Source organism: Halobellus clavatus (genome assembly GCF_900107195.1).
Taxonomy (GTDB): Archaea; Halobacteriota; Halobacteria; order Halobacteriales; family Haloferacaceae; genus Haloquadratum; species Haloquadratum clavatum.
Window position 1 is genome coordinate 91543 of the sequence record NZ_FNPB01000006.1, and the last position, 13989, is coordinate 105531.

At 62.2% G+C, this 13989-nt stretch carries 11 protein-coding genes; 5 read left to right on the forward strand and 6 right to left on the reverse strand.

The features are described from left to right. The first annotated feature begins 77 nt into the window (after positions 1-77). Both BLU74_RS10285 and BLU74_RS10290 read left to right on the forward strand, forming a co-directional pair. Positions 78-803: an ABC transporter ATP-binding protein gene (locus BLU74_RS10285; protein ID WP_089767196.1), complete on the forward strand. Its 726-nt coding sequence runs from the start codon at positions 78-80 to the stop codon at positions 801-803. Beyond that, on the forward strand, positions 800-1504 hold the full coding sequence (locus tag BLU74_RS10290; RefSeq protein ID WP_089767197.1) for an ABC transporter ATP-binding protein: 705 nt from the start codon (positions 800-802) through the stop codon (positions 1502-1504). Before BLU74_RS10285 ends, BLU74_RS10290 begins: the two co-directional genes overlap by 4 nt. 78 nt (positions 1505-1582) lie before the next feature. On the opposite strand, the gene BLU74_RS10295 is transcribed toward BLU74_RS10290, so the two are convergent. The 3 genes from BLU74_RS10295 to BLU74_RS10305 form a co-directional block, all read right to left on the reverse strand. Then, positions 1583-2893 carry an ABC transporter substrate-binding protein gene (locus BLU74_RS10295; protein ID WP_089767198.1) on the reverse strand — a complete coding sequence of 437 codons (1311 nt, stop codon included), beginning with the start codon at positions 2891-2893 and terminating at the stop codon, positions 1583-1585. 71 nt (positions 2894-2964) lie between these two features. Continuing rightward, the gene (locus tag BLU74_RS10300) at positions 2965-4635 is read right to left on the reverse strand and encodes an acetate--CoA ligase (RefSeq protein WP_089767199.1); all 1671 of its coding nucleotides are present in this window, start codon (positions 4633-4635) and stop codon (positions 2965-2967) included. Positions 4636-4744: 109 nt separating this feature from the next. Then, on the reverse strand, positions 4745-5506 hold the full coding sequence (locus BLU74_RS10305; RefSeq protein ID WP_089767200.1) for an IclR family transcriptional regulator: 762 nt from the start codon (positions 5504-5506) through the stop codon (positions 4745-4747). A gap of 645 nt (positions 5507-6151) precedes the next feature. Here BLU74_RS10305 and BLU74_RS10310 point away from each other — a divergent pair. Then, positions 6152-8092, forward strand: coding sequence for an archaea-specific SMC-related protein (locus BLU74_RS10310; RefSeq protein WP_089767201.1), 1941 nt, complete (start codon positions 6152-6154; stop codon positions 8090-8092). 27 nt (positions 8093-8119) lie between these two features. After that, positions 8120-8737 (forward strand): rod-determining factor RdfA, encoded by a 618-nt coding sequence (gene rdfA / locus BLU74_RS10315; RefSeq protein WP_089767202.1) that lies wholly within the window; start codon positions 8120-8122, stop codon positions 8735-8737. A 16-nt stretch (positions 8738-8753) separates the two neighbouring features. Here the strand turns inward: rdfA and BLU74_RS10320 are convergent, their stop codons facing one another. From BLU74_RS10320 to BLU74_RS10330, 3 genes are all read right to left on the reverse strand, one after another. After that, complete coding sequence (locus tag BLU74_RS10320) at positions 8754-9512, reverse strand: IclR family transcriptional regulator (protein ID WP_089767203.1); 759 nt, start codon at positions 9510-9512, stop codon at positions 8754-8756. A gap of 440 nt (positions 9513-9952) precedes the next feature. Further along, positions 9953-11296 carry an aminomethyltransferase family protein gene (locus BLU74_RS10325; protein WP_089767204.1) on the reverse strand — a complete coding sequence of 448 codons (1344 nt, stop codon included), beginning with the start codon at positions 11294-11296 and terminating at the stop codon, positions 9953-9955. 91 nt (positions 11297-11387) lie between these two features. Next, a complete protein-coding gene (locus BLU74_RS10330; protein WP_089767205.1) occupies positions 11388-12377 on the reverse strand; it encodes an amidohydrolase family protein in 990 nt (329 codons plus the stop codon). A gap of 120 nt (positions 12378-12497) precedes the next feature. Here BLU74_RS10330 and BLU74_RS10335 point away from each other — a divergent pair, with 120 nt between their 5' ends. Further along, on the forward strand, positions 12498-13940 hold the full coding sequence (locus BLU74_RS10335) for an aldehyde dehydrogenase family protein (RefSeq protein WP_089767206.1): 1443 nt from the start codon (positions 12498-12500) through the stop codon (positions 13938-13940). Positions 13941-13989: the final 49 nt, after the last annotated feature.

Sequence of the window (13989 nt, forward strand, 5' to 3'; positions counted from 1 at the left end):
ACTGTGTGTATAAATATTATGGATAGTGGATTCGCGGTACCGAATTCTTTATGTAGAATCGTGGGAAAGCCGAGCCTGTGCTAACCGCCACCAACGTAACCAAGCGATTCGGCGGGCTCGTCGCCGTCGACGGCGTCGACTTCTCGATCGGCGAGGAGGAGATCGTGGGACTGATCGGCCCTAATGGAGCCGGGAAGACCACGCTGTTCAACACGATCACCGGCGTCCATCCCCCGAACGAGGGATCGATCGACTTCGACGGCGAAGAACTGGTCGGGAAGACGCCGAACCAAGTGGCGCAGCGCGGCGTCGCGCGGACGTTTCAGGCCGTCCGGACGTTCAACGAGTCCACAGTCCTCGAAAACGTGCTGACTGGCGCCGTGTTCGGGAACAGCGAGTCGGTCTCGATGAACGAGGCCGAAGATCGTGCCCGCGACGCGCTCGAGTTCGTCGGACTGGACGGCCTCGAATCGGAGGAAGCCGGATCGCTGACGATCGCCGACCGAAAGCAACTGGAGCTCGCGAAGGGACTCTCCGCGCAGCCAGAACTCATCCTCGTCGACGAGATCGGTGCAGGCCTGACCCCGAAAGAGATCGACGAGATCACGCAGACCATCGAGCGTGCACGCGACGAGCGGGGAGTCTCCGTGTTCTGGATCGAACACATTATGGAGGCGATTATGAGCGTGACCGACCGGATCATCGTCCTCAACCGCGGTGAGAAGATCGCCGACGGGACACCCGAGGAGATCCGCTCGAACGAAGCGGTCACGCAGGCGTATCTGGGGGAGGTCGAATCGTGACGCTCGTCGACGTGTCGGGACTCGACGTCCACTACGGGGATCTGCAGGTACTCTGGGACATCTCACTGGAAGTGCGCGAGGAGGACTCGGTCGTCTCGATCGTCGGGCCGAACGGGGCCGGCAAGACGACGCTATTGAAGACGCTCTCGGGGATCCTCACACCGACGAACGGCAGCGTCGAAGTCCTCGGACAAGACGTCAGCAGGGTCCCGTCCGACGAGATTGTCGAACGGGGATTCGTGCAGGTGTCCGAGGAGCGCAATCTCTTCGGCGACCTCTCCGTCGAAGCCAACCTCCGGATGGGGTCGTTCACCAAGCGCGAGAACTTCGCGGAGAACCGCGATATGGTGTTCGAGATGTTCCCCGTCCTCGAAGACCGCCGAGACAAGAACGCCCGAACGCTCTCGGGCGGCGAGCAGCAGATGCTCGCGATCGGTCGCGGACTGATGGCGGAACCGGAGGTGTTAGCGTTCGACGAACCCTCGAACGCGCTGGCCCCGCAACTCGCCGAACAGGTCTTCGAGACGATCGAAGAGATCTCTGACGACGTGACCGTCATTCTGGTCGAGCAACACGTCGACCGAGCGCTCCAGCTTGCAGATCGCGGATATCTCCTCGAAAACGGTCGGATCGAGACCGAAGGCAGTGGAGCGGAACTGCTCGAAAGCGACGCGATCAAAGAAGGCTACCTCCGCGGGTAGCGCTGTCGGCACTCACTGGCTACGTCTCGAACCGAACCCGTGGGAGAAGGCCCGCTTTTTCAGCCGAGCGCCGTCGGATTACGACAGGAGGTCGCTCGACGGGTCGTACGCCGGAAGCGGCTCGGAGCGGAACTGCTCGGTCAGGTTCACGCTCCCGTCGGGGTAGTAGTCCGGTGCACCGGTTTCGAAGGCAGTCATCAGCTGGACGAGATTCTCCAGTTCGCCCCACTCAGTGTACTGGATCGGCGAGGCGAACAGCGTATCGAGGTTGACGTTGCGAATCGACTCGGCGACCGCGGTGGGGTTCGCCTCGCCCGCATCCTCGATCGCCGTCCCGATGAGGTCGGCGACGACGTACCCGACGGCGTTCAATGCGCCGAACCAGTTCCCGGTCTGGTCGTAGTACCGCTGTGCGACTTCGGCGTACTGATCGGAGAAGGGATCGGGCTGCGTCTGTGCGAGGAACCCTTGGGTGACAGAGTCACCGAGCGCGTTCGCCGAGAGCTTCGCGTCGCTCCGTCCGATAACGTAGTCCGGATTGACGTTGTCGAGGCCCTGAAGCTGATTGTAGATGGTGAATACGCCCGGCGGGTGGCTGGCGGAGATGAGCAGTTCGATGTCGTCGGGCATCGATCGGAGGTAGGTGGTGAAGGAACTCTCACCGAACGGAGCGACCTCCATCTGGAGGTCGATATCGTCCGGGAAGAGCTGGTTCATACTCGCCTCCCAGTTCCGACCGTAGGAGTAGTCCGCGACGATGGCGCCGACGCTCTGGAAGCCCTGGTCCTCGATGAACTGGGCCACAGCGCGGGCGTTCGTCGGGGCGGGAGCCAGTCCCATCCGGAAGTTGTACCGCGAGTCACGTGTGAGGAAGTCGGCGCTCCCGACGAACTGCGGGACGTGCGGCACCTGATTCTGCTCTGCGATCGGGGCGACCGTCAGCCCGATGTCACTCGAAATCGAGCCCGTGAGGGCCACGGCGTCCTCCGCCTCGATGAGTTCGGTCGCGAGCGTACTCGCCTCCGCCGGGTCCAACTGGGTGTCGCGGTCCTCGAAAATCAGGTCTCGACCGAGCACGCCGCCGTTCGCGTTGATCTCCTCGCGGCGGAAGTTGAAGCCGTCCACGAACTCCTGTGTCGTCTGCGCGTACGGGCCCGTATAGGGCTGGAGCCCGCCGACGACGATCTCACCGCTTCCCCCGCTGCTCGTTCCGGTGGTTGCACCGTCGCCGTTGCTCGTCCCACCACTGGCATCGGTTCCGCCGTCACCGTCACCGTCACCGCCGCCCATACAGCCGGCGAACGCACCGGCGACGACGCTCGCTCCGGTCAATCGTAGGAAGTTTCGTCTGTCTGTCGCGCCCGAATCAGTGCCGTTACCGGATGACATAGTTTCTATTGATATATTGGTTATATTTATATCTTTCTACTAGGTTAAGAAAATCGGGGCACACCAGAGGGTTATTGGTCCGGGAGCGACTGCCGCTGGATCTTCCCGGTCGTCGTCTTCGGGAGGTCGTCGACGAATTCGATCTCACGGGGATACTCGTACTTCGCGAGTCGGTCTTTGACGTAGTCTTGGAGTTCTTCGACGAGCGCAGGGCTCGGCCCGTAGCCGTCTTCGAGAACCACGAACGCCTTCGGAATTTCGCCGCGCGTGTCGTGCGGGACGCCGGCGACGCCGACGTTCTGGACCGCCTCGTGGGTGAGCATCGCTTCCTCGATCTCCTTCGGCGCGATGCGGTAGCCCGAGCTGATGATCAGATCGTCTGCCCGCGAGTGGAAGCGGAAGAACCCGTCTTCGTCGAACGAAACGAGATCATCGGAGAACAGCCAACCGTCCTGAATCGTCTCGTCGGTCTTTTCGGGGAGTTCCAGATACGCCTCGAACAGCATCGGATCCTCGCCGTACCGGACCGCGAGTTCACCGATCTCGTGGGGCTCGTCGATGCGTTCGTGGGTTTCGGGATCGAAGACGGCGACGTCGTGGCCGACCGACGGAACACCGAAGTATCCGACGCGGTGCGAGAGGCCGACCGCGGGATCGTCAGAGACGAGTCCGCCGATCTCCGAGGTGCCGTACCCTTCGAGGAAGGACGCGTTCTCGAACGTCTCGGTCACCCACTGGATGATGCTCTCGTCGGCCGACTCCCCACCCGTCGTGAACGACTGGACGCTGGAAAGATCGAACCGCCCGCGAGGGTCGTCGACCTGCATCATCATCCGCACGGCGGTCGGCGGCAGATTCAGGTGCGTGATGCCGAAGGCGTCGGTGAGTTCGAACTCGATCTCGGGATCGAAATCACGCCCGGAGTAGCCGACGACCGGGATCCCATAGAACAGCGCCGGCAGCACGACCCCCGGAAGCGACATAATCCACGACCACTCCGCGACGGTCCGGAGGACCTGGTCGTCGTCGGTGTTTTGCCCCTGCAGGCTGAGGAACTGCGGCAATTCGCCGAGGAGGTGCTGGTGGGTGTGGACGACCCCCTTCGGTTGGCCGGTCGTTCCGCTCGTGTAGATGATGAACGCCGTCTCATCGGCGTCGGTCGCCGCCGTCTCGAACTGCGGGTCGTGGGTCTCGATCGCGTCCCAGAAGTTCACTTCGTCCGCGTCGTCGAACGCGTCGTTCGTGACCACCAGATCCAGCGAGTCCACGTCGTCGCGGATCGATCGGATCGCCTCGATCGCGCCGCGGTCAGCGAGGAACGCGTCGGCCTCGCAGTCCGAGAGCCGGTAGCGGAGGCCCTCAGTGCCCAGGAGGACAGTGAGCGGGACCGAGACGGCACCGATCTTGAACACTGCCAGGTGACCGACGAGCGATTCGAGGCGCTGGGTCCCGTTGATCGCGACCCGATCGCCCGGGCCGATTCCCTGGTCGACCAGGTAGTTCGCGAACCGGTTCGCGTAGCGCTGCACCTGCCTGAACGTGTACGCCGCTTCGTCGCCGTCGGGGCCCCGGTGATACAGCGCGACGCGGTGTTTCCGCGCCGAGGCCCACCGGTCACAGACGTACTCCGCGATGTTGAACTGCGCTGGCACCTGCCACTCGAACCACTCTTCGATCTCTTCGATCGTGTCGAAGCCCTGTTCGTGGTAGTAATACTTTTCCAGTTCGCGTGGTTCGGCCATCGGTATCGGAGAATTGTAATTACCTATCTTAAATATTCTGTCGGTGCGACGAGCAGAGATACCCCGGCGTCGGCCCGTACGAGATATTCGAACGGCCGTTCCACCGCGATCACGGGGCGTACTGATAGTTCACCGAGACGATGTTGGCCGATTTCTGCACCTCGGCGGCGAGCGTCTCGCGGTAGTCCTCCTCGAGGAGTCGGTCGCTCGGACAGACGATGCCGATCGAGCCGACGACCCGATCTTCGATCTGGACCGGTGCGGCCACCGCCCCCATACCGACGACCTGCTCGTTTCGGTCGACGCCGTACCCCTGTTCACGGAGCGTCGCGAGTTCCTCGACGAGGTCGTCGGGATCCGTGATCGTGTACTCGGTCCGCGCGGTCAGTCCGTGGTTCGCGACGATCTGTTCGATCCTCTCTTCGGGGAGATGGGCTAAGATCACCTTCCCGCCGGCGTGCGTGTGAATCGGGGTCCGGAGACCAGGGTAGATCCCGAGCCGGAGCGAGTCAGCCCCGAACTCGGTGTGGAGGATGACGAACTCGCCCCGCTCCTCTACGTTGATGCTGGCCTGCTCGCCGGTCTCCTCGACCAGGCGTTCGAGTTCCGGTTTGGCCACGTGGAAGAGCCGGTTCCGGTACTTGACTTGCCCACCCAGTTCGAGGATCTGCAGACTGAGCCGGTAGCTACCGCTTTCGTTGACGACGTAGCCCATCGTGCGGAGGGTCCGGAGGTAGTCGTGGACGGTACTCTTCGGGAGGTCGAGCGTCTGTGCCAGTTCCGCGACACCGATCTGTTTCTCTCGTTTGAGCAGGTCCAGAATCTCGAAGGCGCGTTGGATCGTCTTCAGCGGGGGTGGACCGTCTGTCATCCTTGTCGGGGCCTAGGACTCCGGCGACCTAAATACTGCGGTTATCTCGAACGCACAGGTCAGCGGAATAATGCACGGCCCGCTCGACGCGAACCGGTCGTTCGCGGCGGCTGCGGAGTTATCTGCGCGGCCAATGCGACAAGGTACTGTCTCGGCGACGCCGAATTCGACGACGGCAGCGGTCCTGGCGCTGCCCAGTGGCGTTCGAGATACCCACAGGCACAGTTGAGCAACTCGAAGGCAATTCGATCGACGCCTGACGGCAGTGTTGTCTCCGATCGGCTGAGTCGTCTCTGGATGCGACGCCCGGTTCGGCTCCTTCGCCGAGGTACTCCTTCCTACCCGATTCTCTTGTGCACGGGCAATAACGGAAGTACAACTGTTATCTCGGCATCGCGGCGATTGAGTCGACATCCTCCGGCGCTGTGTGACCGTCTGCAACGTGAGCGGTTCGGATTCGGTCGAGACTCGACTTCGCGGTGCGCTGTTTCGAGGATCACACAGTACTCCTGGTCTGACGTTGGCGTCGCGTGACGGTTACCCACACCGTCTGTTCGGAAATCTCGAATGGAGTCCGCAGCAGAAACGTACTCGCGACTGAGTAGCTACACAAAGTATATATGCACATAGACAGTTGTGACGGGTATGGCTGCCTCCGAGCAACTGACTGAGTCTGCTCATTTCACGGTCGAGAACATCGGTGGGATCGACCACACTGACGTAGAGATTCCTCGTGGCGTGACCGTTCTGACAGGGAAGAATGCGACGAACCGGACCTCCTTCTTGCGCTCGATTATGTGTGCAATGGGGAGTCAGCGGGTTTCACTCAAAGGCGACGCCGATCAAGGGAAGGTAGAACTGACACTCGGTGAGAACACCTACGAGCGGACGGTGAAACGCGTCGGCGACGGCGTCCAGTTCGAGGGCGAACCGTACCTCGACGATCCGGACGTTGCCGATCTCTTCGCGTTCTTGCTGGAAACGAACAACGCTCGACAGGCGGCTGCCAGAGAGGAGCAGCTCCGAGACGTCATTATGCGGCCCGTCGACGTCGAGGCGATCCGCGACGAGATCCGACGTCTGGAAACGAAGAAGGGCGATATCAACGACGAACTGGCCCAGATCGAGTCGCGAAAGCGTGACCTACCGGATCTCGAACGACAGCGCACCACGCTACAGGAGAAGATCGAAGACAAGCGAGAGGAACTCGCTGCGCTCGAAGCGGACATCGACGACAGCAGCCGAGACGTCGAGCAGGGCCGCAAAGAGCAGGCTGAACTCGAATCGAAACTGCAGGACCTCCGAGAGACTCGCTCGGAGCTCGAATCGGTCCGCCGGAAGATCGAGCGACAGAACGAGAGCATCTCCTCGCTCAAGCGGGAACGGAGCGAGTTGCAAGAGGACCTCGACGAACTCCCGGAGACGCCGATGGGCGATCACCGGGATCTGGAGGCCGAGATCGACCGTCTCCGGAGTCAGAGACAGGAACTGAACACCGAAATCAACGAGCTCCGGAGCCTGATCCAATACAACGAAGAGCGGCTCGAAGCAGAGGACTACGAACTGCTCCAGGACGGCGGGGGGGCGGCCACGGGCGATAACTCAGTGACCGATCAGCTGGTCGGCGACGACGACACGGTCGTCTGCTGGACGTGTGGTTCCTCCGTCGGTCGCGACCAGATTGAATCCACGATCGAGCGACTGAAAGACCTCCGGAGCGAGAAGGTCGAAACGCTCAACGAAGTGAAGAGCGACCTCGACGACCGCAAGGAGGAACAGCGGGAGGCGACGCAAAAACAGCGTCGCCGCACGGAGATCGAGCGCAAACTCGACGACATCGACGACGAACTCGACCGGCGGAACGAACAGGTCGAGGCGCTCAAAGAGACGCGCGAGTCGCTGACCGAAGACGTCGAATCCCTCGAATCAGAGGTCGACAGTCTCGAATCCGCGGACTTCGACGAGATCCTCTCGCTCCACAAGGAGGCCAATCAGCTCGAGTTCGAGATCGACAACCTCGAGTCCGAACTCGACGAGGTCACAGCCGAGATCGAAGCGATCGAGGACGACGTCGAACGCGCCGAAGAACTCCGGGAGGAGCGTTCGGAACTCGTCGACGAACTCACCGATCAGCGGACGAAGATCGATCAGATCGAGGCCGAGGCGGTGGCGTCGTTTAACGAACATATGGAGTCGATCCTCGACCTGCTCGCCTACGAGAATATCGAACGGATCTGGATCGAGCGGATCGAAGCGAACGATGCCAGCGACGCGGAGACGCAGTTCGAGCTCCACATCGTCCGGACGACCGAGAACGGGGCGGCGTACGAGGACACGATCGACCACCTCTCTGAGAGCGAACGAGAGGTAACCGGGCTGATCTTCGCGCTGGCGGGGTATCTGGTCCACGACCTCCACGAGTCGGTGCCGTTTATGTTGCTGGACTCGCTGGAGGCGATCGACTCCGACCGGATCGCCGCCCTCGTCGAGTACTTCGCCGACTACGCCGACTTCCTCGTGGTGGCACTCCTGCCCGAGGACGCACAGGCCCTCGACGACGACTTCACGCGCGTGACGTCTATCTAACCGGAGCTTTCGGGCACAATTCAATCTATGGCTAACACGACCGACAGCAGACCCTCGAGCAAGGTCGCACGATTGATCGAAGAGTACGACCTCCGCGGACTCGGCGACGAACTGGAGGTGCGGTGGACGGGCGACGGCGTCGAGCGGACGAGCCTCCGGGACCTGGCGGACTACTTCAACAAACAACTTTTAGAGCAGGCACTCATCGATGCGGGGATGAGCGCTCTGGAGAGCGACGTCGACTCGACGTACCGGAACCTCACCGAAGACAACGTCAGTACCGGGGTCCGGACCGACACCCGCAACCGACTGGAGCAGAACGGGATCGACGTCGACGACCTGGAGTCAGATTTCGTCAGCTACCAGGCGATCCGATCGTTCCTGACGGAGTACCGGGACGCTGAGTACCGAAAGCTCTCGGATCAGGAGAAAGTCGAAAAGGACCTCCAGAGCATCCAGCGGCTGATGACACGCACGCTCTCGGTCACCGAAGAGCGGATCGAGAAGCTCAGGCAGACCGAACGGATCGACGCGGGGGCGTTCGAGGTCTTGCTCGACCTGCAGGTGCTGTGTCAGGAGTGCGGGGAGCAGTACTCGGTGGCGGAGTTCCTCGACGAGCGCGGGTGTCAGTGCCAACGGGAGTGAGGCCACGGCCGCAGTCTCACGCCTGACTGAGTTTGAGTTCGAGTTCGTTCGCCGCACCCAGGACCCGATCGACGAGTCCGTTCTCCAGTTGTTGGTCGGTGAGCCGATTCGCTGGTCCGACCACGCTGATCGCGCCGACGACGTCGCCGTCGACGATGATGGCCTTCCCTATCGCGCGGGCGCCCCTGACGTTCTCCTGATCGTTGAGCGCGTAGTTGCGTTCCCGAGTGGCCTCCAGTTCCTCGAAGAGAGCCTCCCGGGAGTCGACGGTCCGTGAGGTCTGCTGTTGGAGTCCTCGGTGGTCGAGGATTTGCTCGACACGCTCTCTGGGGAGGTGCGCGAGGATACTCTTCCCAGAGGCGAGATAGTGTAGGTGAGACCGAGTGCCGATGCGAGCGTGCGTCTGAACCGCGTACTCGCCGAGCGCGTAATCCAGGTAGACGGCCTGTCCGTGTTCTTCGGTGACGAGCCAGACTGCCTCGCCCGTCGTATTCGCCAACTGTTCGATCGTCGATTTCCCTTCGCGTGCGATCGGATGCCGATTTCGCGCCCCGATGCCGTGATCCAACAGCCGCAGCCCGAGGTCGTACTTCCCGTTGACCTTGATCAGATATTCGAGGTCATACAGCGTCGAGAGGTAGTCGTGAGCGGTACTCGTCGGGACGTCCAGCGACTCTGTGATCTCGGTGGTTCCCATTGGACCGTGTTCCTGTAACAGTTCGATAATCTCGGAGACCCGCTGGATCGACCGCAACTTCACCGCATCGTTTGTCATTGTCTTACGTTCCGTTTGCCGCCCCGACTCCTTAGCTTTGCGATTAGATCGGGAGACGGAACGGTATTCCGACAGTTTCGGAATACAATCACATATATAGCTGTGCGTAATCCCGCATTTTCGATGGAAAACGGACCACGTCGTCGTGTGACGCGACTGAACACCCGTGCACGCGGTTCGCACTCTTCCGAAACTGTCGTATCGAGATCAGCCGCAGGTTTACCCCACGACGGGTCACGGGTGTCCACCGCTCGGATCGCATAACACAAGTACATATGTTAGGACTCTGCCGACATCGGGTATTTATCACAATCATTCATATAAATAATTCCGAGACTGTCGGAAAACCGGTGCTACGGCGGACGGTGGAAGGTTCGAGAGAGTCGTGATTGCAGGCGGTCGCGCTCGAGGAGCAGCGATTCGACGGACCGGTGCGTCACTTATTCGCCCTTCCGTCGATCCGGCGAGTACGGGACTGTACCGACCGTCGCCGAGATCTCGGTCTGTTCGTGCCGCTCGACTTTCGGGTTCGGTGAGTCCTCGTCGCCCCACACGAGCGTGACCTCTGTGCCCGGGTCCGCGTGGTCGACGTCGATGCTGCACAGCGAGATGATGGTGCCGGCGTCGTACTCGTAGGACCGCGAGTGCGAGAGCCCGACCAACTCGCCGTCTTTCAGCACTTCGTCGTAGTTCGCGCGGCCCCACCCGATCCGTGGCAGTTCTATGAGCTTGTTACTCGGACCGTCGCGGAAGAGCGAGGCATACACGTCGATGACGTCCGCTTCGTCCCAGGCCAGCGAGACCAGCGTCCGGTCGGGGTCCTCGACCTTGGCCTCGAGCGCCTCACGGCCGACGAAGTCGTGATCGAAGCTGATGAGTTTCTCGTATCCGAGTTCGATCGGGTCCATGTAGTAGTCGGTGATGTCCTCCGAGACGAAGCTCCCGTCGATGGAGTACGTGGCCTCCCGGCTGTCGGCGTCGAGCCACGCCCGGTATCCGGCCATCTCCTCGACGTCGTACAGGGGTGGGACGCCCGGCGGGACCCAGCCGAGTTTCACCGAGAGCGTGTGATAAGCCTTCGAGCCCAGCTGTCGGAGCCCGTGATCCTGGCCCGCCTCGACGATAGCCTCGCGGACGTGGTCTGCCTGCTCGAAGGGACCGATGAACTCGAAGCCGAACTCCGTGGACATCCCGTGACCCAATGCAATCGCCTCGACCCCCGCCAGTTCGACCGTATCGAAGCTGTAGAACGGAATGGAGTCGAGGTCGGCGTCTGTCACCTGTTCGAGCACGGGCCGCGCGTTGGGGCCCTGCACCTGGAACACGAACTTCTCGGGATCGCCCGCCTGCGCAGAGGTGCGGGGTTCGGTCTCGATTTCCACGTCGTACTCGCCGGTCTCGACGTTGTAGCGCACCCAGTTGGCCGCCAGCATCCCAGCGCTGTAGTACTCGTCCGCGGCGAGTTTGAGCATCGGGCCGTCGCCGATGATGTGGCCGTTGGGGTTGCACATCACCAGCTGTTTCGCCGTCCCGACCTCGTAGTGCTCGAAGCTATTGACGCTCAGGTCGCGAAGCAGCGTCTCCGCGTCAGGCCCGGTGACGCGGAGCGAGGTCATGTGATGCGAGAGATTTGCGAGGGAGACAGTCTCCGTCACCGCGCGCTGTTCGTCGAGCCAGTTCGTAATCTCGTTGGGGACGACGGGGAAGTTGTTCGTGTAGTCCCCACCCTTGCGGCGGAGCACCTCGACTGGATCACCGGATGCTTGGATCTCCTCGGGGTCCATACTGCGAAGGGCTCGACGAACATTAATAATAACAGTCTCCGCGGCAAATTATGAACCGCGAGCTGATCGCTCGACAGCGCAAACGCGGGCGTTACTCCAGGTCGAGCAGCCGCTTGATGTTCCCGGAGAAGATCTTTTCTCTGTCCGCTTCGGGAATATCGAGATCCTCGATGAGCGGGATGATCTCGGTCGCCCAGTACTGGCCCTTGTCGGGGCCGAACGGGTAGTCCGCGCTGTAGACGACGTTGTCGGCGCCGAAGAATTCGAGCCCGCACTCCAGCGGGAACGACTCACCCTGGCTGCTGACCGCGGTGTCGCCGTAGATCCGATCGAAGTACGCCTCGAGGGGCTCGGAGAGATCGGCGATCGCGGGGTTCTGATACAGTTCGGGCTCCTCCGTCCGGGTCTGGTACCACGAGCGGATGCGGCCGACCTGGTAGGGGAACGATCCGCCGAGGTGATGCGAGATGACCTCGATGTTCTCATAGCGGTCAAGGATCCCCGAGAAGATGAGTCGGGCGAGCGCGATGTTGGTGTCGAACGGCCACGCCAGCATCTTGTAGATCCACGTGTGAGAGGTGTCGTAGTCGTGCCAGTCTGCCAGTTGGGGATGGATCCACAGCGGGACGTCGAGATCGTCGATGGTGGCGTAGAACTCCTCGAAGTCGTCGTCGTCGAGCATCCGGCCGTTGATGTTCGAGAAGATCTGGATCCCGTGCATCCCGAGGTCCTCGATACAGCGCCGCGCCTCGTCGACGTACTCGTCAGTGAGGAACGGCACCGTGCCGACCGGAATGAACCGGTCGTGCTCCTCGCCGATCCTGGCGATTTCGTCGTTGGCGACGCGGGTCGCTTCGATCCCGTTGTCGGGGTCAATGTCCTGCCAGATCATCGGGGCCGCGAGGTCGATGACCTGCCGGTCGATCCCGTTCTTGTCCAAGTACTCGATACGCCCTTCCACGTCGGACATTCGAGGTGCGTTCCGGAGGCTGGAGAGTTCGTCCGTGGGATGGACTTTCTCGAGCGTGTCGAGAACCTCGTCGGTAATGATGTGCGAGGTCGCGTCTATGATCTCTGGCATCGTTTCGCACTTTGGTACACCGTTACTTAAAACATACTGTGGATCAGGTAGGTTCCCCCGTTCGAGACGCCCGCCAGCCCGGGAGTAAAGGCTAATAGCCGCTCTCCAGTACCGTCGGGTATGTCCGAAGGCCGAGTGCCACACCGAGGGATGTTCGTCGACGGCGATTACCACCGGCGAAACGACACGTTCCGGGTCACCGATCCCTCGACTGGCCGACCGGTCGCCGTGGTCACGAGCGCCGGGCCTGACGGCGTCGACACCGCACTCGACGCGGCCGTCGCGGCCCAATCCGAGTGGGCGGCGATCGATCCCATCGAGCGCGGTCGGATCCTGCGCCAGGTCGCCCGGGAGCTCAAACGTCACGTCGACGAACTGGCCGAACTCGCGACGCGAGCCATCGGCCGGCCGCTCGGTCAGTCGAAAGGCCTCGTGGACAGCGCCATCGACTACGTCGACTACTACGCCGGGATGACAGACAAAGTGGAGGGCGAGAGCCTCCCCGTTGGCCAGACGAACCAGGCGTTCACCCGGCGGGAGCCGATCGGGGTCAGCGCCCAGATTGTCCCCTGGAACGCGCCGGTGCTCCTCACGTTCCGTGGGGTCGCACCGGCGCTGGCCGCCGGCAACGCGGTCGTCGTCAAGCCCTCCCCGTTCGCACCCCGGGTGATCCTCACACTCGCCGAGATCGCCAGCGAGGCGGGCCTGCCCGACGGCCTGTTCAACGTGGTCCCCGGGCGGGTCGAGACCAGTCAGGCGCTGACGACGGACGATCGCGTCGACCAGCTCACCTTCACCGGGTCGGTCTCGACGGGGCAGCTCGTCGGCAAGACCGCGATCGACCGAGTCGTGCCCACGGTCTTAGAACTCGGTGGAAAGAGCCCCGCGGTCGTCTTCGAAGACGCTCCCCTCGACGACGCCGTCGACGGCGCGATGCAGGCGATGACGATGATCAACGGCCAGGTCTGCTTCGCCACCACCCGTGTCTTCGTCCACGAGGACGTCTACGACGAGTTCACACGACGGTACGTCGACGCCGTCGACGCCCTCGAACTCGGGGCCGGCATCGACGACCCGGACCTCGGTCCGGTGATCTCCGAAGATGCGCTCGCGGAGATCGATCAGTACGTCCAAGCAGCGATCGACGACGGAGCGACAGTGCTCACCGGGGGCCGGCCGGCCGACCGCGAGGGCACCTTCTACGAACCGACGATCATCGAAGGGGCCGACGACGACGCGGCTATCTCCTGTGAGGAGGTCTTCGGTCCGGTGATTAGCCTCTACGAATTCGCAGACGAGAAAGAGGCGATCCGGCGGGCGAACGACACCGACTACGGCCTCTACGCGACGGTGTGGACGAACACGCTGGACCGCGCTCATCGAGTCGCCAACGGTATCGAGGCGGGCAGCGTGATGGTGAATCAGTACGCCGGGTCCCGGCCCCAGACGCCGTTCGGCGGCTACAACAAGAGCGGGCTTGGACGCGAGAAGGGAATGCAGGCGGTCGATCACTACACGGAGCTGAAGACGATCAACGTAGAGATCGGCTCCGTCGAGGAGTAGCGGTCGGTCCCACGCGCTCCCGGGCGACGCCAATGGTTATAGGCTGGGA